We start from the raw sequence: 18,393 nt of genomic DNA, 5'->3' as shown, positions 1-18,393 counted from the left end.
CGACCGCGTCGTACTGGCGTACTCCGGGGGCCTGGACACCTCGGTCGCCATTCCGTATCTGGCCGAGCAGACCGGCGCCGAGGTGATCGCGGTGGCGATCGACGTCGGACAGGGCGGCGAGGACCTGACCGCGATCCGCCAGCGGGCGCTGGACTGCGGCGCCGCCGAGTCGGTGGTGGTCGACGCCCGCGAGGAGTTCGCGGCCGACTACTGCATCCCGGCGATGCGGGCCAACGCGCTCTACATGGACCGGTATCCGCTGGTCTCGGCGCTGTCCCGGCCGTTGATCGTCAAGCACCTGGCCGAGGCGGCGAAGTACTACGGCGGCACGATCGTGTCGCACGGCTGCACCGGCAAGGGCAACGACCAGGTCCGGTTCGAGGCCGGGCTCGGCGCCCTCGCCCCGGACCTCAAGGTGATCGCGCCGGCCCGGGACTTCGCCTGGACCCGGGACAAGGCGATCGCGTACGCCGAGGAGAAGGGGCTGCCGATCGACGTCACGCACAAGTCGCCGTACTCGATCGACCAGAACCTGTGGGGCCGGGCGGTGGAGACCGGCTTCCTGGAGGACATCTGGAACGCCCCGATCGAGGACGTCTACTCCTACACCGCCAACCCGGCCGAGCCGCGCGACCCGGACACCGTCGTGATCACCTTCGACGCCGGGGTACCGGTGGCGATCGACGGCGAGACGGTCACCCCGTACCAGGCGATCGTGGAGCTGAACCGGCGGGCCGGGGCCCAGGGCGTGGGCCGGCTCGACATGGTCGAGGACCGGCTGGTCGGCATCAAGAGCCGCGAGGTGTACGAGGCGCCGGGCGCGATCGCGCTGATCACCGCCCACCAGGAACTGGAGAACGTCACCGTGGAGCGGGACGTGGCCCGGTTCAAGAAGGGCGTCGACCAGCGCTGGGGCGAGCTGGTCTACGACGGCCTCTGGTTCTCGCCGCTCAAGCACGCGCTGGACGCGTTCATCGACGACACCCAGCAGCACGTCTCCGGTGAGGTGCGGCTGGCCCTGCACGGCGGCCGGGCGGTGGTGACCGGCCGGCGTTCCGAGGCCAGCCTCTACGACTTCGGCCTGGCCACCTACGACACCGGGGACACCTTCGACCAGTCCCTGGCCAAGGGCTTCGTGCAGCTCTGGGGTCTGCCGAGCAAGCTGGCGTCGGCCCGGGACGCCCGGGTGGGCGGCGTGGAAAGGTGAAGGGTTCAATGGTCGGCGTGGACGACAAGAGCCTGACCGAGAACAGCGCCGGCACCAACCGTACGAGCCTCTGGGGTGGCCGGTTCGCCGGTGGTCCCGCCGAGGCGTTGGCCCGGCTGTCGGTCAGCGTCCAGTTCGACTGGCGGCTCGCCCCGTACGACCTGGCCGGCTCCCGGGCACACGCCCGGGTGCTGGCCGCCGCCGGCCTGCTCGACCCGGACGAGCTGGGCCGGATGCTGGCCGCGCTGGACGACCTGGAGGCGGCGGTGCTGACCGGCACCTTCCGGCCCACGGTCGAGGACGAGGACGTGCACACCGCGCTCGAACGCGGCCTGCTGGAGCGCCTCGGCACGCTCGGCGGCAAGCTGCGGGCCGGCCGGTCCCGCAACGACCAGGTCGCCACCGACCTGCGGCTCTATCTGCGCGATCACGCCCGGGGGCTGGCCGCCCGGATCGTCGGGCTGGCCGACGCGCTGGTCGAGCAGGCGGCCCGCAACCTGGAGACACCGGCGCCGGGGATGACCCACGTGCAGCACGCCCAGCCGGTCACCTTCGGACACTGGCTGCTGGCGCACGTCCAGCCGCTGCTGCGGGACCTGGAGCGGCTGCGCGACTGGGATCACCGGGCGGCGGTGAGCCCGCTCGGCGCGGGCGCGCTGGCCGGCTCCGGGCTGCCGCTCGACCCGGTGGCGGTCTCCAAGGAGCTGGGCTTCCGGACCTCGTTCGCCAACTCGATGGACGCGGTCGCCGACCGGGACTTCGTGGCCGAGTTCCTCTTCGTCACCGCGCTGCTCGGGGTGCACCTGTCCCGGATCGGCGAGGAGGTGGTGATGTGGACCTCGCAGGAGTTCGGCTGGGTGGAGCTGGACGACTCGTTCGCCACCGGTTCGTCGATCATGCCGCAGAAGAAGAACGCCGACGTCGCCGAGCTGGCCCGGGGCAAGTCCGGCCGGCTGATCGGCGGGCTGGTCACCGTGCTGACCATGCTCAAGGGCCTGCCGATGGCGTACGACCGGGACATGCAGGAGGACAAGGAGCCGGCGTTCGACGCGATCGACACCCTCGATCTGGTGCTGCCGGCGCTGGCCGGGATGATCTCCACCATGACCGTCCGGGTGGACCGGCTCGCCGCCGCCGCCCCGGTCGGCTTCTCGCTGGCCACCGAGGTCGCCGACTGGCTGGTCCGCAAGGGCGTGCCGTTCCGGGAGGCGCACGAGGTGACCGGCCGGCTGGTGGCGCTCTGCGTGGCCCGTGACTGCGAGCTGGACGAGGTCTCCGACGACGACCTGCGGCTGGTCAGCGAGCACCTCGACCCCGGGGTCCGGGACGTGCTGTCGGTCCGCTCCGCGCTGGCCGCCCGGACCACGCCCGGCTCGACCGGGCCGGGGCCGGTCTCCGATCAGCTCGCCGCCGCCGCCGACCAGCTCGACGGCTGGCGGGAGTGGTCCACCGAGCAGGTCCTGCCGCGTACCTGACGGATCGCGGGACCTCCCCGGACCCGTCGGCGGATCGACGCGGTGCCCGGGGAGGTCCGGTTCCCGCTGGCGTCGACCGGGCGGACGCCGTCCCGGCCACAGGGGCGGGATCCGCCGTCCGGCGCATGGCGCAGCGCCTCGGACGTCGATAATCTTCGTTCCGGGCGCCCGTCGGGCGTACGGGCGATGGATGGGGTGGTGAGCTGCGTTGAGGCCGCTGCCGGCGACGTACCGGATGCCGAGAGACATGATCGGCTATTTCGTCGTCCTGACCGTCGTCGTGATGCTGCCGGTCGGTTACGCCGCGCTGGGCACCGGGCTACCCGGCTGGCTGTCGGTGGTGATCCTGCTGGGGACCCTCGGCCTGCTGCTCGGGGTGGCCCTGCGGGTGTCCCGGATGGGGACGGTGGTGAGCGCCGACGGGATACTCCGGCGTGGCTTCCTCGGCGACCGGCGGTACGCCTGGTCGGAGATCCACGACTTCTACCTGCACGACAACCGGGGAGTGACCCGGGTCGGCCCCTTCGACGTCACCTCCCGGTACGTGGTGGCGGTCTACGACCACCAGCAGCAGCGGCGGCGCAAGACGCTGTTCTTCCTCGACGAGCGGGCTTTCTCCGGAGCGGACAGGTTCCTGGCGGAACTCCAGGAGATCATCCAGTTCTGGCAGCAGCACCGCGGGCAGCCGAGGACCACCGGCCGGCGGTGATCCGGCGACCGCCGCGGCAACCGGTTTGTGGGCCGGTCGGATCCGTGGAAAGATCCTCCGGTCAGCGCCGAGAGGAGGTGAGCCCGATGCAGTGCGACCGTTCCGTTCGGGCATCCTCTCCGGCCTTCCGCCTCCGCTGACTCCGGCGCGTTCCGCGCCATAGCGGTCCGGGGACGATGCCCTCCGTTCCGGAGGACTTCTGATGATTTCCCCGTTCCAGATCGAGGTATCCGACCCGGTCCTCGACGACCTGCGCTTCCGGCTGCGCCGTAGCCGGTTCACCGACCGCAGTGGTGACCGGCCCTGGCAGGCCGGCACCGATCCCGACTATCTCCGCGAGCTGGTCGGCTACTGGGCCGACGGCTTCGACTGGCGGGCCCGGGAGGCCGGGCTGAACGCGTACCCGCAGTTCCTGGCCGAGGTCGACGGCCGGCGACTGCACGTCGTGCGGATGGCCGGACGGCGGCCGGCCGGGGTGCCGGCACCGCCGCCGCTGCTGTTGGCCCACGGTTGGCCGAGCAGCTTCGTGGAGCTGCTGCCGCTGGCCGACCGGCTGACCGATCCCGGCCGGTACGGAGCCGACCACGCCACCGCCTTCGACGTGGTGGTGCCGTCGATACCCGGTTTCCTCTACTCCGAACTGCCGGCGGGACCGCTCACCCGGTTCGCCATGGCCCGGACGCTGCACCGGCTGATGACCGAGCTGCTCGGCCAGCACCGGTACGGGGTCTTCGGCGGTGACATCGGCGGGGCGGTGGCCGGCTGGCTGGGTGCGGCGTACCCCAACCACGTCTGGGGGGTCCACCTGATCCATCCGCCCTTCCCGGCCAGCTTCGACGCCCGGCCCCTGGACCCGGCCGAGCGCGCCTTCATCGAGGCCGAGCGGCGCTACGACGAGACCGACGGCGGCTACAGCGCGATCATGGGTACCCGGCCGGACACCATCGCGGCGGCGCTGGTCGACTCGCCGGCCGGGCTGGCGGCCTGGCTGGTCGACAAGTACCGGGACTGGAGCGACTGCCACGGCGACCTGGCCAGCCGATTCGATCATGACACCCTGCTCACCGTGCTCACCCTCTACTGGGTCACCGGGGCGGTCGGCTCGTCGTTCCGGCAGTACCTCGACCATCCGCACAACCCGCCGCGGCCGGAGATCACCGTGCCGGTGGCGGTCACCCTGAGCACGGAACCGGGCCTGGCCGGGTTCCCCCGCCAGCTCGCCGAGCGGGCCTGTCCGGACCTACGCCAGTGGACCGAACCGGGGGTTGGCGGCCACTTCATGCCGCACGAGGAGCCGGATCTGCTCGCCGACGAGATCCGCCGGTTCTTCGGCTCGCTCGGCGCCGCCTGACGAAACTGCCCACAATTTGTAAACCTGAGGTTTACAGGGTACGGTCACCCTGTAAACCTCAGGTTGTCAGGAGTGGGGCCATGACACGGGTACGCCGGACGGAAGAAGTCTTCGACCACCTCTCCCAGCGGGAGTACGACGAACTCGCCGGTCTCGTCGTCGAGTTCAGCCGGCGGCTCACCGGGATGCTGGCCGAACATCCGTCGTTCGCCGCCCCGGAGGGCGGGGCGAAGCCCGGTGACGTCGACGACGAGCGGCTGCGCCGGGCGGGGTACCTGCGCCGGGTCCGGGCCGGCCAGGCCGCGCAGGCGCTGCTCGCCGAGGTGGCCGCCGGATGTGCCGCCGAGGACGCGGTGGACGCCGTCTGGCTGGGGGCCAGCCTGGCCGACCTGGGGGAGTCGACCGGCAGCACCCGGCAGGCCGCCCGGAAGCGCTGGCCCGAACTGGGCCGGATCCACCGGACCCGGCGCTGGGTCTCCGGGCACGCCGACGATCTGGTCACGGTCTTCCGGATGGTGCTGGACCAGGCGCCCGGCTACACCGCCCCGGACCGGTCCGCCGCGCCCCTCGACCGGGCGGTACGCGCGCTGGACGCCGCGCTCGCCGAGACGCTGCGATCCCGCGACTCCGGCTCGGTACTCGATCCGGCGACGGCACGTCCGGTCCGGTGGCGCCGGCTGGCGGACGCGGTGGACCAGCACCTCCGGGCCGTGGTCGAGTTGGCCGGCGCGAGCACGCCGGAGGCGGAGACCGCACTCGCCGCCGCCCGGGGGGTACTGGCGCACCACGACGCGGTCGTGGCGGTTACGGACGGTTGACCGAGAATCCGTCCCGGCCGTCCGGTCCGTGGTCGCCGCGCTCCGACCGCTGACCGGAGTCCCGCCTGGTGCGTTGCCGTGGTGCGGTCCGGCCTGCCGCGCCGTTCGATCCGGTGGCACGCCTGCCGGAGGCGGGTTTTCCGGAGTTGGCCGCACGCCCGTTGTCGGTTTGCGAGCAGGGCAGGGCGGAGACCCGGACCAGGGCGTCGAGATGGCCGAGCGGGCTGCCGTCCCGGGCGAGCCGCTGGCCACTGATCCAGACCCACTGGTTGTCGTAGTACGTCGACAGGTCGAGGCGGACGAACTCGACCATGAGGCGGAGCGGGTGGCTGCCGTACCGCCAGTCCTCCTTGGCCAGTTCGAGCACGGTGCCGGGTGGCACGTTCGGTGACGCCGCTGGGGTGGCGCTCATCGGAACCGCCGGGCGGGGGTGTTGCGGCGTACGCCCACGCCCACGCCCGGGCTGGCGCAGGCCGGGCAGCTCAGGCTGCCGCCGCACGCCGCACACCAGCGGCGGGATGTTCGGTAGGTACACAGGCCGGCGATGAAACCCAACGCCATCCCGGCGAGCCCTGCCGCGGTGACATACATGATGGGTCCTCCATTTCGGCGACTGAAAGTTACCTTTGCGTCGCCTATCGGAAGCTGCAAGGCCGGGGGCCGAGATCGCGAGCGAGTGAGCAATTGAGCGTCATGAATCATCGGTGCGGCGGCCGACCCGGGAGGTGACGCTCGTACCGGTGCCGTGGCAGAATAGTGAGCATGGATCATGGTGTGTCAGGCTCATGATTGGCGACAAACATTACGCGGCGCTGGACCAGATACTCGAACTCGTCGTGTTGATCAATGACGACATGACCCGGAGCCTGGCCCGGGACGGACTGACCGTCTCGCGTACGCACCTGCTCTGGGAGCTGCGCCGGCACGGTCCGACCACCCAGCGGGACCTCGCCGCCGCGCTCAAGGTGAGTGCCCGTACCGTCACCGGGCTGGTCGACGGACTGGAGGCAACCGGATTCGTCAGCCGCCAGCCGCACCCGACCGACCGGCGGGCGACCCTGGTCACCTTCACCGAGCGGGGCCGGCAGACGGTCGAGGCGATGGAGCGCGGCCAGCGGGAGTTCGCCCACCTGCTGTTCGCGGAGATGCCGGCGGAGCGGTTCGACTGCTTCACCGCCGGGCTGGGCGAGATCCTCACCCGGCTGCGCGGGATCGGCCTGGCGGAGCAGCAACCTGGAGGCGACCGATGACCCGGACCACGTTCCCGACGGCACTGGCGACAGCCCGGTCGCTGCTGCGCAAGGCCACCGTCTACGAGCTGGGCATGTGGCGCAGCCTGTTCCGGTGGATCCTGCGCCGGCCGACCGGCCCGGACGGCACGGTGGCCTTCGGGTACGCGGGCGTGGTGACGCCGCTGCTGATCGTCTTCATCGTGGTCTCCACGATCGAGATCCCCGTGCTCGACCTGATCCTGCCCTGGAAGATCGCCCGGATCGTCGCCGCCGCGCTCGGGGTCTACGGGGTGTTCTGGATGATCGGGCTGCTGGCCAGCCTGCGGGTGCATCCGCACCTGGTCGGCGAGGCGGGGATCCGGGTCCGCAACGGCATCTCGATCGACCTCACCCTGCCCTGGGACGCGATCGACACGGTACGCAGGCGGCACCGCTCGCTGTCGTCCGGCCGGACCGTGCAGGTGGAGCGGAGCGACACCCGGATCGTGCTCAACATCGGGGTCTCCAGCCAGACCGCCGTCGACATCCTGCTGCGCGAGCCGATCGTGCTGCCGGTGCCGAGGGGCACCGAGGAGCCCGTGCACGAGTTGCGGGTCTACGCCGACGACGCCGAACGGCTCGTCGCCTGCGTCCGCCAGTTCCTCCGCACCGACCTACCCGAGCGCGCCGGATAGCCTGTCGGCGCCACATGGCATACCGGCGCGCCGCATGGCCGGACGGCGTGCCGACAGCGTGCCGAACCGTCGTGGCCGGCCGGCTCCGGCCGTGGCCCGGCCGATGTTGCTCGACGCTCCACTGACCAGTACCCGCTTACCGGCAAATCCCGGATCCATCCCGGGCCCCTTCCGTTAGCCGGCTAACCCGTTAGTTAGCCAGCACCCTGGCACCCACCCCGCCCGGCATCGGGCCGGCCGACCGTGGTGTCCTTGCCGGATGACGACGGCCGACGACTTCGCCGCGCTGCTGGCCGGGCCGGTGGTGGCGGCGGCGCGCGGGCTGCTCGGCGCCACCCTCTCGGCGGGCGGTGTCACGGTCCGGCTCACCGAGGTGGAGGCGTACGCCGGCAGTGGCGGTGATCCGGCGTCGCACGCGCACCGGGGGCGTACCCCGCGCAACGCGGTGATGTTCGGGCCGGCCGGGCACGCCTACGCGTACTTCACCTACGGCATGCACTGGTGCGTGAACGTGGTCACCGGGCCGGACGGGGAGGCGTCGGCGGTACTGCTCCGGGCCGGTGAGGTGGTCGACGGACTGGAGATCGCCCGGAGCAGGCGCACCGCCGTACGCCGGGATGTGGACCTGGCCCGCGGACCGGCCCGGCTCTGCGCGGCCCTCGGCCTGGACCGGTCCGTCTACGGCCGCTACCTGCTCGGCGACGGCCCGGTACGGCTCCGCCCGCCGGCCGCGCCGGTGCCGCCGGAGTCGATCGCGGCCGGCCCGCGGGTCGGGGTCACCGGGGCGCACGACGTTCCGTGGCGGTTCTGGATCGACGGCGACCCGACGGTCAGCGACTATCGCCGGCACGTGCCACGGCGGGCGGACCGGAAGTCGTCTCCGGGGCGGCGACCGTAGCCGTCCCGTCACGTGGTGCCCTACATTCGTTACTGTCAATCACCGGTCGGGTCCGCCGTGCCTGGGACCGGGCACCGGCCCGGCCTCGGGCACCGAGCGTGGGGGAGAAGGCCGTGCCGCAGCCGACAGCTCTGTACCAGAACGTCCTGATGGACAGCACCCGCTGGCACGACTTCCCGTTCCGGGACGGGGACATCGTCATCTCCACCCCGCCGAAATGCGGTACGACGTGGATGCAGATGATCTGCGCGCTGCTGATCTTCCAGTCGACGGACTTCCCGCAGCCGCTGGACGCGATGTCGCTCTGGCCCGACCTGCTGACCCGCCGGCACGAGCAGAACCTGGCCGAGCTGGCGGCGCAGCCGCACCGCCGGTTCCTCAAGACCCACATCCCGCTGGACGGCCTGCCCTATCTGGACCAGGTCGAGTACGTCTGCATCGGGCGCGATCCCCGGGACGCGGCGATCTCCTGGGACAACCACATCGAGAACACCGACTTCGCGGTGCTGATGGGGCGGCGGGTGGCGGCGGTCGGCACGGACGGGTTGGCCGGCCCGGGCCCGGACGGCGAGCCGGAGCGTCCCGCCGGACTGCCCGAGCGGCTCGACTCGGCCCACGACCGGTTCTGGGCCTGGATCGACAACTACGACGTACTCGTTGGCCTGGCCGCGATGGTGCACCACCTCGACACCTTCTGGCGGGCCCGGCACCTGCCCAACGTCACCCTGCTGCACTACGACGAGATGAAGGCGGATCTCGACGGCACGATGCGGCGGCTCGCCGCCCGGTTCGGCATCGAGGTGCCCGCACAGCGCTGGCCCGAGCTGGTCCGGGCGGCCCGGTTCGACCAGATGCGCGGCCGGTCCCGGGAGCTGACCCCGGACCTGGCCATCTGGTACGACCCGACCCGGTTCTTCCATCGCGGCGAGACCGGTCAGTGGCGGGAGTTGCTGGACGCCGAGGGCGAGCGGCGCTACCGCGACAAGGTCCAGGGCCTCGGCGTCGACCCGGACCTGGTGCGCTGGATCCACCAGGGCGGGCCGCTCGACTGATCGTCTCGGCAGGTGACCGTCTCGGCACGTGACCGTCTCGGCAGGTGACCGTCTCGCGCACCTGACCGTCTCCGCACGGCCGGGCCCGCGCGTGGCGGACGGCCACGACGCGGGCCCGGCGGTACCGGTGGACGGCTGGCTTCGGCACGGCGTCTGCCGAAGCCAGCCGTCGGGGTGGGAAATGCGCCGGCCTACGGGAAGTTGTTCAGGTACTGCACCTGGTTGGCGGTGTTGGCGGTGCCGCCGGAGTTGTTGATGATCCGGTTGATCGTGCCGACCCCACCGAGCGAGACCGTCACCATGTTGTGGAACCGGACGCCCGAGGTGACCGGCACCTCGAAGGAGCGTTCGTTGACCACCGCCGGGTTGACGTTGAAGTAGCAGTAGCTGCCCAGGCCCCATGCCTCGTGACTGGTCACCGAGTCGGCCACCTTGTAGGCGGCGTAGCCCCGGGTCGACCCGTTCATGAAGGCCGCCTGGTTCGGCGGGTCGTACGGCTTCTCGTTCTGGAAGAAGTACGTCCGCCCGCCGTTGCCGTTCCAGATCACCTCGTACTTCTGGTAGTGCTCGACGAAGAGGCCGTACATGGTGACGTTGTTGCCGTTCACCACCAACCCGGTGTCGGCGGTGTTGACGTTCCAGCCGTAGGTGCCCGGGTCACCGTGGTCCGCCCGCCACAGCCACATGTGGTCGCCGATCACGTTGTGGCTGTTGATCCGCAGGCTGGTGGTGGCCTTGCCGGGCACCGCGCCGCCGATCCGGAAGAAGACGTCGTGCAGTGAGGTCGGGTTGGCGGCGTGGCTGGCCGAGGAGCCGGAAGGGCCGACCTCCATCAGCACCGACGAGTTGGTGGCACCGGCCTCGAACATCAGGCCGGCGACCTTGACGCCGTCCACGTCGGCCACGGTCATCGCGGTGATGCCGTTCTGCGGCTCGATGGTGGCCAGGCCGAGACCGAGTACCACGGTGTCCGGCCGGGTCACCCGGATCGTCTCGGTGGTGCGGTAGAGGCCCGGGGTGAAGAGCAGGTTCTTGCCCTGGGCCAGTGCCGCGTTGATGGTCGCCGCGCTGGTGCCGGGCCGGACGACGAAGAACTGGCTCAGCGAGATCGACGAGCCGGCCGGGGTCTTGTTGTACCAGCTCGTGCCCTGGCTGTTGCTGCGCAGCGCCGGTACGAAGACCCGGTATTCCCCGGAGCCGTCGATATAGAGGAACGGCTTCTCCCGGACCACCGGAGTCTGCGCGACCACCGTGTGCGACGGGTTCGGGAAGTGCGGTGCCGGCGCCCCGGTGACCCCGGTGAAGACCATGTTCCAGACCGAGCCGTTCCAGCTGCCGAACTCGCTGTTCCGGGAGTACCACTGCTGCTGCGAGCCGGAGACGACCATGCCGTCGATCTTGGTGTCGGCCATCAGACCGCCGCTGGACCAGCCGTCGCCGCCGTTCCACAACTGGATCTGGTTGCCGGCACCGCGCAGGTGCATCCGCCGGTACGGCGCTGCCTGGGAGACCGCCCAGCGTTCCACGATGGTACCGGCCGGCAACGTCACCGAGAGGTTCTCGGCGGCCCGCCAGAAGTTCTGGGTGGCGTTGCCGCCCATCCAGAACGCCTCCACCCGGACGTGCCCGTTCAGGTTGACGTCGTCCGGTGACATCCCGAGCCCGGCGACCTGGGTGAAGAAGCCGAGGTTGACGTCGGCGGTGTAGGTGCCGGGCTTGAACAGCACCGCGTACCGCCGGGGGGCGAACTGCGCGGTCTCCTGCTCGGTGAAGAGCGAGTTCAGCCGGCCCTGGATGGTGGAGGTCGGTGTCGACGGGTCGAAGACGAAGGTGTTCGGCCCGAAGTTCGGGTTGCGCGGGTCGGTCGGCTCGACCGGATCGCCGGGGCCACCGCCGCCGAACTCGCCGATCACCTCGAACTCCCAGAGCGAGTAGCCGTACCCGGTGGCCCGGGCGGTGCCGTACATCCGGACGTACCGGCCGGTGCCGGAGACGTTCAGGGTCTGGGTGCCGCCGGTACCGGTGGTGGTCGTGTAGACGTTGGTCCAGCTACTGGCGTTGTCGGAGACCTGGATCTGGAACGCCCGGCCGTACGCCGCCTCCCAGCGCAGCACGACCTGGCTGATGGTGGCGCTCGCGCCCAGGTCGACCTGAATCCACTGTGGATCGCTGAACGCGCTGGACCAGCGGGTACCGGTGTTGCCGTCCACCGCGGCCGACGCGGTGAAGGCGCCGCCCTCGGTGGACGAGGCCGTGGCCGGCCTGCCCTGCGAGATCAGTGCCGGTGCGGCGCTCGCCGCCGGGGTCGGCCCGGCGAACGGGGTCAGGGCGAGCAGCAGCGTCGCCGCGAGTACGCCGGCGAACCGGCGCGATCGGGCGCGGCCACCGGGGTGCCCTCGGGGAGGAAAACGATGAAAAATCATGACCCTGCCTGTCCGTGCGGAGGTGTCTGGCGCCGGGCGCTCCTGCGGGGTCGCCGAGCGGACGGGCCAGTGGCGGTGTGTGGTGCCGACCGCGGGTGTGCTGCGGTCGGGCTGCTTCGCGGGGTGCGGGTGGGGTAGCCCGAAGGTCGGTGCCGACCTGCGAAAACGACCGACGGCGGGCGGCGTCGACCGGTCGGCTGTGGACGGTAGAGAGCGCTCTCGCAGGATCACGAGTGTTGCGCCCGCGTTCCGTCGCCGTCAAGACATCAATTTATTACGACGTAATTTATCCCGAATGCCGGAACACGCGGAAGTCGCCGGATCGACGGGACGGCCGTCCCCCTCCGGGCGGGTGGCGTCAGTTCCGGATGCCCCCGGCGGCGAGCAGCCGGGCGACCGGCAGGGTGGCCGCGCCGAGCGCCACCGCGTCGACCCCGAGCTGCCCCAGCTCGATCGTGGCCTGCTCGTACGGCTGGTGCAGCGCCTGCCCGGCCGCCGCCTCGCGGATCGCCGGCAGCAGGTGGGCGCCGAGCGCCACTCCGGCCCAGCCGCCCAGCACCACCCGTTCCGGGTTGAACAGGTTGATCAGGTTGGCCACCCCGGCGCCGAGGTAGCCGGCCGTCTCGGCCAGCACCCGGCGGGCCGTCGCGGACCGGTCCGCCGCCTCGATCAGGGCGCCCAGCTGGGACTCCTCGTCGGCACCGGGTACGGCGTGCCCGCGCCGGGCCTCCCGGTAGCGGTCGATGATCCCCTCGGCGCCGACGTACGCCTCCAGGCAGCCCCGGGCGCCGCACCGGCAGGCGCGGCCGTCGTAGACCAGGGTGGTGTGCCCCCACTCGCCGGCGCTGCTGGAGACGCCCCGGTACATCACCCCGTTGGTCACCACGGCCGCCCCGACCCCGGAGCCGACCAGCGCGAAGACGGCGTGCCGGCTGCCCCGCCCGGCCCCGAACCACATCTCGGCCTGGCCCAGCGTCTTCGCCCCGTTGTCGATGTGCACCGGCAGGTCGACCTCGGCCCGGATCAGCCGCTCCAGCGGTACGCCGTGCCAGCCGAGGGTCTGGGCGTGCACGATCGCCTCGCCGCCCTGCACCACCACGCCGGAGACGCCGATGCCGACGCCGAGGATCTCCGACCGGGTTGCCCCGGCCTGCGCGGTGACGGCGTCCAGCCCGGCCAGGATGTGCCGGACCACGGTGGCCGGCTCCGGCCCGGCCGCGTCGAGCGGGTAGTCGGCACTGGCCAGCATCGTCATGGCCAGGTCGAACAGTTCGACCCGGATCCGGGTCTCCCCGACGTCGACCCCGGCGACCAGGGCGTACCGGGGGGCCACCCGGAGCATCATGCTGGGGCGCCCGCCGTCGGACTCCACGGCACCGGCCTCGACCACCAGCCCGGCTGCGATCAGGTCGCCGACCACGTTGCTGACGGCGGGCTGGCTCAACCCGGTGAAGCGGGCGAGGTCCTGCCGGGTCAGCGGGCCCTCGAGGAACAACTTCGACAGCAGGGCGGACCGGTTGCGCTGTCGCACGATCCGGTTCGTCGTCCGTTCCAGGTCCACCCACCACCTCGATAAACCCGGGTTCGCCGGGAGTCACTGTACGGGCCGTCCTTGACGGACGAGCCACCAGACACTTTAATAACCGCGTAAATTAAGCCTTGATGGAACCCCCTTCGGTGGCTCGCTCCATCTCCGCCGACGGTGATCGTGCCCGTACCGCTCCACCACCCCGGCCGCCCACGGCCCCGCTCCGGCGCCACCGCCGACGGGCCGGCGAGGTCGCCGGCCGACGCAGAAGGGCAAGTCGTGTCCAGACGACACCTCGCTACGGTTGTCGCGGCCCTGTTGACGACCGCCTCCCTCGCCGCCTGCGGCGACTCCGGCGGCTCGTCGGAGGGCGCGGCGAAGACGCTCACCTACTGGGCCAGCAACCAGGGCGCCAGCATCGAGTTCGACAAGCAGACCCTCCAGCCCGAGCTGGACAAGTTCGAGCAGCAGACCGGTATCAAGGTCAACGTCGAGGTCGTACCCTGGTCGGACCTGCTCAACCGACTGCTCGCCGCCGCCACCTCGGGCAAGGGCCCGGACGTGGTGAACATCGGCAACACCTGGTCGGCCTCGTTGCAGGCCACCAACGCGCTGGTCCCGTTCGACGACGCGACCCTGGGCAAGGTGGGCGGCAAGGACCGGTTCGTGCCCGCCGCGCTGGCCGCCGCCGGTGCCCCCGGCAAGCCGCCGGCCGCCGTGCCGCTGTACAGCCTGGCGTACGCGCTCTACTACAACAAGAAGATGTTCACCGACGCCGGCATCGCCGCCCCGCCCACCACCTGGGAGGAGCTGGTCGAGACCGGCAAGAAGCTGACCAAGTCCGGCCAGTGGGGCCTGGCCGTGGAGGGCGCGAACCCGTCGGAGAACTCCCACCACGCCTTCACCTTCGGGCAGCAGTGGGGCGGCGAGTGGTTCGACTCCGCCGGCAAGCCGACCTTCGACACCCCGCAGAACGTCGCGGCCGTCAAGCGGTACATCGACCTGATGGCGGTTGACAAGATCGTCAACCCCAGCAACGCCGAGTACGCCCAGAACCAGTCCGTGGCCGACTTCGCCAACCGCAAGGCGGCGATGCTGCTCTGGCAGGCCGCCGGGTCGAACTTCAAGGCCCAGGGGATGAGCCCGGACGAGTGGGGGATCGCCCCGGTGCCGTTCCCGGCCACCCCGCCGCCCGGCGGCAAGAAGGTCAACAGCATGGTGGCCGGCATCAACATGGCGGTCTTCAAGCACACCGAGAACCTCGACGGCGCGCTGGAGTTCGTGAAGTTCATGACCAGCGACGCGGAGCAGGTGATCCTCAACAAGACCTACGGCTCGCTGCCGTCGGTCAAGACGGCGAACGCCGACCCGGCGTTCCAGGCGCCGGAGCAGAAGGTGCTGGGCGAGGTGCTCGGCTCCACCGCCGCGCCGCTGCCGCAGGTGCCCGAGGAGAGCCAGTTCGAGACCCTGGTCGGTACCGCCATGAAGGAGCTCTTCGCCGACGCCGCGGGCGGCAAGCCCGTCACCGAGGCGCTGGTGAAGGAGAAGCTCGGCGTAGCGCAACAGAAGATGGGCAGCTGAGCCGCGACGCCGACGGTTGACCGTGGAGGGGGACCGCCGCCCCCTCCACGGTCCACCCTGAGAGGATCCGATGGCCACCACCACCGCGCCCGGCCCCGTACGGCCCGCCGGGCGACCAGCCGAGGACGGCCCGCCGCGCCGGCGCGGGCGCCGTGCCGTACGGCGGTCGTACCTGCCGTACCTGCTGCTCGTCCCGGCCGCGCTGCTCGAACTCGGCATCCACGTGATCCCGATGCTCGTCGGGGTCTGGATGAGCCTGCTCGAACTCACCCAGTTCCACATCCGGGACTGGTCCACCGCCCCCTTCGCGGGCCTTGCGAACTACCGGGTCACCTTCGACTTCGGCTCGGCCACCGGCAAGGATCTGCTGCACTCGTTCTGGGTCACCGCGCTATACACCACCCTCTCGGTCGGGTTCTCCTGGATCCTCGGCCTGGCCGCCGCGGTCTTCCTACAACGGCCGTTCAAGGGTCGGGCGCTGCTGCGCACCCTCTTCCTGACCCCGTACGCGCTGCCGGTCTACACCGCCGTGATCACCTGGACCTTCATGTTCCAGCGGGACACCGGCCTGGTGAACCACGCCCTCGACCAGCTCGGGCTGATCGACGGAGCCAACCCGCCGTTCTGGCTGATCGGGGAGAACAGCTTCGTCGCCCTGCTGATCGTCTCGGTCTGGAAGTCCTGGCCGTTCGCCTTCCTCTGCCTGATGGCCGGGCTGCAGAACGTGCCGCCGGAGCTCTACGAGGCGTCGGCGATCGACGGGGCGAACTTCTGGCGGCGGCTGCGCGACGTCACCCTGCCGATGCTCCGGCCGGTCAACCAGGTACTGCTGCTGGTCCTCTTCCTCTGGACCTTCAACGACTTCAACACCCCGTACGTGCTCTTCGGCGGCTCCGCGCCGAGGCAGGCCGACCTGATCTCGATCCACATCTACCAGAGCTCCTTCGTCACCTGGAACTTCGGCCTCGGGTCGGCGATGTCGGTGGCGCTGCTGCTCTTCCTGCTCGTGGTCACCGCCGTCTACCTGCTCGTCACCAACCGCAGGAGAGAGCATGCGTGAGTCAACCGGCGAACGCTGGGCCCGCCGCATCGTGCTCAGCCTGCTGACCCTCTTCGTCCTCGCCCCGCTGTACGTGATGCTCAGCTCCGGGCTCAAGCCGCTGCGCGACGTGCAGGGCGCCTTCACCTGGCTGCCCAGCCGGGTCACGTTCCAGCCGTTCGTGGACATGTGGCAGACGGTGCCGCTCGGCCGGTACCTGGTGAACAGCCTGCTGGTGGCCAGTTCGGCCGCGGTGGTCTCGGTGGCGATCGCCATCTTCGCCGCCTTCGCGATCAGCCGCTACCGGTTCCGCGGCCGGCAGCTCTTCTCGGTCACCGTGCTCTCGACGCAGATGTTCCCCGGCATCCTCTTCCTGCTGCCGCTCTTCCTCATCTACGTCAACCTGGGCAACGTGACCGGGATCGAGCTGTACGCCAGCCGGCTCGGGCTGACCATCACCTATCTCACCTTCTCGCTGCCGTTCTCCATCTGGATGCTGGTCGGCTACTTCGACTCGATCCCGCGCGGGCTCGACGAGGCGGCCCAGGTCGACGGGGCCGGACCGCTGCGCACGCTGTTCCAGGTGATCCTGCCGACGGCGGTGCCGGGCATCGTCGCGGTCACCGTGTACGCCTTCATGACCGCCTGGGGGGAGGTGCTCTTCGCCTCGGTGATGACCGACGAGTACAGCCGTACCCTCGCCGTCGGCCTCCAGGGGTACGCGACCCAGTACAACGTCTACTGGAACCAGGCGATGGCCGCCTCGGTGGTGGTGAGCATCCCGGTGGTGATCGGCTTCCTCGCCCTGCAGCGCTACTTCGTCGCCGGACTGACCGCCGGAGCGGTCAAGTAGCCGCATATCTTGTCCTGCCCGTCGAGCCACCGTCCGACCCGGACCATGACCAGCGCGGTCAGCAGGCTCTGAACCATCCAAAGGAGAGTCGACCGATGCCGGATCTGTCCAAGTTGCCACCGAACTTCACCTGGGGCGTCGCCACCGCGGCGTACCAGATCGAGGGGGCTGCCGGCGCGGACGGCCGCAGCCCGTCCATCTGGGACACCTGGAGCCGGGTACCCGGGAACGTCGACAACGGCGACACCGGCGACGAGGCGTGCGACCACTACCACCGGTGGCCGGAGGACGTGGCCCTGATGCGCCGGCTCGGCGTCGACGCGTACCGGTTCTCGGTGGCCTGGCCCCGGGTCATGCCGGACGGGACCGGCCGGGTCAACCCGGCCGGGCTGGCCTTCTACGACCGGCTGGTCGACGCGCTGCTGGCGGCCGAGATCCGGCCGCTGGTCACGCTCTACCACTGGGACCTGCCGCAGGCGTTGCAGGACCGCGGCGGCTGGCCGGAGCGGGCCACCGCCGAGGCGTTCGCCGACTACGCCTCGGTGGTCGCCGGAGCGCTCGGCGACCGGGTCACCGACTGGGTGACCGTGAACGAGCCGCTCTGCGTCTCCTGGATCGGGCACCTGGAGGGCCGGATGGCCCCGGGCGAGCAGGACCTGACCCGGGCGGTCGCCACCTCCCACCACACGCTGCTCGCGCACGGCCTCGGCATGGCGGCGATCCGGGCGGCGGCGAGCCGGCCCGCCTCGGTCGGCATCGTGCTCAACCCGAGCCCGTGCGAGCCGGGCAGCGACCGGCCGGAGGACGTGGCGGCGGCGGTCCGGGCCGACGGGCACGTCAACCGGTGGTGGCTGGACCCGCTGTACGGGCGGGGATACCCGACCGACATGCTGGAGGTCTACGGCGTCGAGCCGCCGGTCCGCCGCGGTGACCTGGAGTGCATCGCGGCCCCGACCGACTTCCTCGGGCTGAACTACTACTTCCGGCAGGTGATCGTCGACGACCCGGCGGGGCCGGTGCCGTACGCGCGGCAGATCCCGGTGCCCGGCTCGGTGCAGACCGCGATGGGCTGGGAGGCGTACCCGACCGGGCTGGAGGAGCTGCTGGTCTCGGTGACCGAGCGGTACGCCCCGGCCCGGATCCTGGTCACCGAGAGCGGCTCGGCCTGGCCGGACTCCTTCACCGCCGAGGGCGGGATCGAGGACAAGGAGCGGACGGCGTACCTGGAGGAGCACGTCCTGGCCTGCGCGGCGGCCGCCGCCCGGGGGGTACCGGTGGAGGGTTACTTCTACTGGTCGCTGCTGGACAACTTCGAGTGGGCGTACGGCTACGACAAGCGGTTCGGCCTGGTGCACGTCGACTACGCCACCCAGCGGCGGACGATGAAGGCGAGCGGGCTCCGCTACGCAGAGATCATCCGGGACCACCAGCAACTCGGCGGACGGTCGCAGCCGGAGACGTCCTCCCCGGTAGGCTGACCGGCTGCCCACCCCGGTGAGTCGCGGGCTCCTCGGTCGGCCCGCCGTGCTGTTCCCGAGTCGGTCCGGCCACCG

The 18,393-nt window shown here is 71.1% G+C and carries 16 protein-coding genes; 13 read left to right on the top strand and 3 right to left on the bottom strand.

Features of this window, described 5'->3' with window-relative positions; translation table 11 throughout:
* From AAH979_RS39425 to AAH979_RS39405, 5 genes are all read left to right on the top strand, one after another.
* Positions 1-1,207 (top strand): argininosuccinate synthase (locus tag AAH979_RS39425; RefSeq protein ID WP_346263219.1); only part of this gene is annotated, 1,207 nt, incomplete at its 5' end.
* A gap of 8 nt (positions 1,208-1,215) precedes the next feature.
* On the top strand, positions 1,216-2,682 hold the full coding sequence (argH, locus tag AAH979_RS39420; protein ID WP_346263218.1) for an argininosuccinate lyase: 1,467 nt from the start codon (positions 1,216-1,218) through the stop codon (positions 2,680-2,682).
* 208 nt (positions 2,683-2,890) lie between these two features.
* Complete coding sequence (locus tag AAH979_RS39415; RefSeq protein WP_346263217.1) at positions 2,891-3,391, top strand: hypothetical protein; 501 nt, start codon at positions 2,891-2,893, stop codon at positions 3,389-3,391.
* Between the two features lie 202 nt (positions 3,392-3,593).
* Positions 3,594-4,742, top strand: a complete 1,149-nt coding sequence (locus AAH979_RS39410; protein ID WP_346263216.1) for an epoxide hydrolase family protein — start codon at positions 3,594-3,596, stop codon at positions 4,740-4,742.
* A gap of 80 nt (positions 4,743-4,822) precedes the next feature.
* Positions 4,823-5,560 (top strand): hypothetical protein, encoded by a 738-nt coding sequence (locus tag AAH979_RS39405; RefSeq protein ID WP_346263215.1) that lies wholly within the window; start codon positions 4,823-4,825, stop codon positions 5,558-5,560.
* Here the strand turns inward: AAH979_RS39405 and AAH979_RS39400 are convergent.
* The gene (locus tag AAH979_RS39400; RefSeq protein ID WP_346263214.1) at positions 5,547-5,972 is read right to left on the bottom strand and encodes a hypothetical protein; all 426 of its coding nucleotides are present in this window, start codon (positions 5,970-5,972) and stop codon (positions 5,547-5,549) included. The two genes, AAH979_RS39405 and AAH979_RS39400, sit on opposite strands and share 14 nt — an antisense overlap.
* 373 nt (positions 5,973-6,345) lie before the next feature.
* Between AAH979_RS39400 and AAH979_RS39395 the strand changes: the two genes are divergently transcribed.
* The 4 genes from AAH979_RS39395 to AAH979_RS39380 all read left to right on the top strand — a co-directional run bounded on the left by AAH979_RS39395 (position 6,346) and on the right by AAH979_RS39380 (position 9,416).
* Entirely contained in the window at positions 6,346-6,810 is a 465-nt protein-coding gene (locus AAH979_RS39395) for a MarR family transcriptional regulator (RefSeq protein WP_346263213.1), read from the top strand.
* Positions 6,807-7,466: a hypothetical protein gene (locus AAH979_RS39390; RefSeq protein WP_346263212.1), complete on the top strand. Its 660-nt coding sequence runs from the start codon at positions 6,807-6,809 to the stop codon at positions 7,464-7,466. Before AAH979_RS39395 ends, AAH979_RS39390 begins: the two co-directional genes overlap by 4 nt.
* 259 nt (positions 7,467-7,725) lie before the next feature.
* Positions 7,726-8,364 (top strand): DNA-3-methyladenine glycosylase, encoded by a 639-nt coding sequence (locus tag AAH979_RS39385; RefSeq protein WP_346263211.1) that lies wholly within the window; start codon positions 7,726-7,728, stop codon positions 8,362-8,364.
* A gap of 113 nt (positions 8,365-8,477) precedes the next feature.
* Positions 8,478-9,416, top strand: a complete 939-nt coding sequence (locus AAH979_RS39380; protein WP_346263210.1) for a sulfotransferase domain-containing protein — start codon at positions 8,478-8,480, stop codon at positions 9,414-9,416.
* A gap of 191 nt (positions 9,417-9,607) precedes the next feature.
* Here the strand turns inward: AAH979_RS39380 and AAH979_RS39375 are convergent, their stop codons facing one another.
* Together AAH979_RS39375 and AAH979_RS39370 are read right to left on the bottom strand one after the other, a co-directional pair.
* Positions 9,608-11,839: a discoidin domain-containing protein gene (locus AAH979_RS39375; protein WP_346263209.1), complete on the bottom strand. Its 2,232-nt coding sequence runs from the start codon at positions 11,837-11,839 to the stop codon at positions 9,608-9,610.
* Positions 11,840-12,197: 358 nt separating this feature from the next.
* On the bottom strand, positions 12,198-13,400 hold the full coding sequence (locus AAH979_RS39370; protein ID WP_346263208.1) for an ROK family transcriptional regulator: 1,203 nt from the start codon (positions 13,398-13,400) through the stop codon (positions 12,198-12,200).
* Positions 13,401-13,685: 285 nt separating this feature from the next.
* Between AAH979_RS39370 and AAH979_RS39365 the strand changes: the two genes are divergently transcribed.
* The 4 genes from AAH979_RS39365 (at position 13,686) to AAH979_RS39350 (ending at position 18,318) form a co-directional block, all read left to right on the top strand.
* A complete protein-coding gene (locus tag AAH979_RS39365; RefSeq protein WP_346263207.1) occupies positions 13,686-14,948 on the top strand; it encodes a sugar ABC transporter substrate-binding protein in 1,263 nt (420 codons plus the stop codon).
* 70 nt (positions 14,949-15,018) lie between these two features.
* A complete protein-coding gene (locus tag AAH979_RS39360; protein ID WP_346263206.1) occupies positions 15,019-16,008 on the top strand; it encodes a sugar ABC transporter permease in 990 nt (329 codons plus the stop codon).
* On the top strand, positions 16,001-16,840 hold the full coding sequence (locus AAH979_RS39355) for a carbohydrate ABC transporter permease (protein ID WP_346263205.1): 840 nt from the start codon (positions 16,001-16,003) through the stop codon (positions 16,838-16,840). The genes AAH979_RS39360 and AAH979_RS39355 overlap by 8 nt, the downstream gene beginning before the upstream one ends.
* 95 nt (positions 16,841-16,935) lie before the next feature.
* Positions 16,936-18,318, top strand: coding sequence for a GH1 family beta-glucosidase (locus tag AAH979_RS39350; RefSeq protein WP_346263204.1), 1,383 nt, complete (start codon positions 16,936-16,938; stop codon positions 18,316-18,318).
* Positions 18,319-18,393 lie beyond the last annotated feature (75 nt).

The organism is Plantactinospora sp. ZYX-F-223 (assembly GCF_039649625.1).
Lineage (GTDB): Bacteria > Actinomycetota > Actinomycetes > Mycobacteriales > Micromonosporaceae > Plantactinospora.
This window is presented reverse-complemented; position numbering and strand designations above follow the sequence as displayed.

Excerpts from the sequence above, each read along its gene's own strand:
- argH (WP_346263218.1), top strand. The coding sequence starts at position 1,216 with ATGGTCGGCGTGGACGACAAGAGCCTGACCGAGAACAGCGCCGGCACC.
- AAH979_RS39410 (WP_346263216.1), top strand. The coding sequence starts at position 3,594 with ATGATTTCCCCGTTCCAGATCGAGGTATCCGACCCGGTCCTCGACGAC.
- AAH979_RS39405 (WP_346263215.1), top strand. The coding sequence starts at position 4,823 with ATGACACGGGTACGCCGGACGGAAGAAGTCTTCGACCACCTCTCCCAG.
- AAH979_RS39400 (WP_346263214.1), bottom strand. The coding sequence starts at position 5,972 with ATGAGCGCCACCCCAGCGGCGTCACCGAACGTGCCACCCGGCACCGTG.
- AAH979_RS39395 (WP_346263213.1), top strand. The coding sequence starts at position 6,346 with ATGATTGGCGACAAACATTACGCGGCGCTGGACCAGATACTCGAACTC.
- AAH979_RS39390 (WP_346263212.1), top strand. The coding sequence starts at position 6,807 with ATGACCCGGACCACGTTCCCGACGGCACTGGCGACAGCCCGGTCGCTG.
- AAH979_RS39385 (WP_346263211.1), top strand. The coding sequence starts at position 7,726 with ATGACGACGGCCGACGACTTCGCCGCGCTGCTGGCCGGGCCGGTGGTG.
- AAH979_RS39375 (WP_346263209.1), bottom strand. The coding sequence starts at position 11,839 with ATGATTTTTCATCGTTTTCCTCCCCGAGGGCACCCCGGTGGCCGCGCC.
- AAH979_RS39360 (WP_346263206.1), top strand. The coding sequence starts at position 15,019 with ATGGCCACCACCACCGCGCCCGGCCCCGTACGGCCCGCCGGGCGACCA.
- AAH979_RS39355 (WP_346263205.1), top strand. The coding sequence starts at position 16,001 with ATGCGTGAGTCAACCGGCGAACGCTGGGCCCGCCGCATCGTGCTCAGC.
- AAH979_RS39350 (WP_346263204.1), top strand. The coding sequence starts at position 16,936 with ATGCCGGATCTGTCCAAGTTGCCACCGAACTTCACCTGGGGCGTCGCC.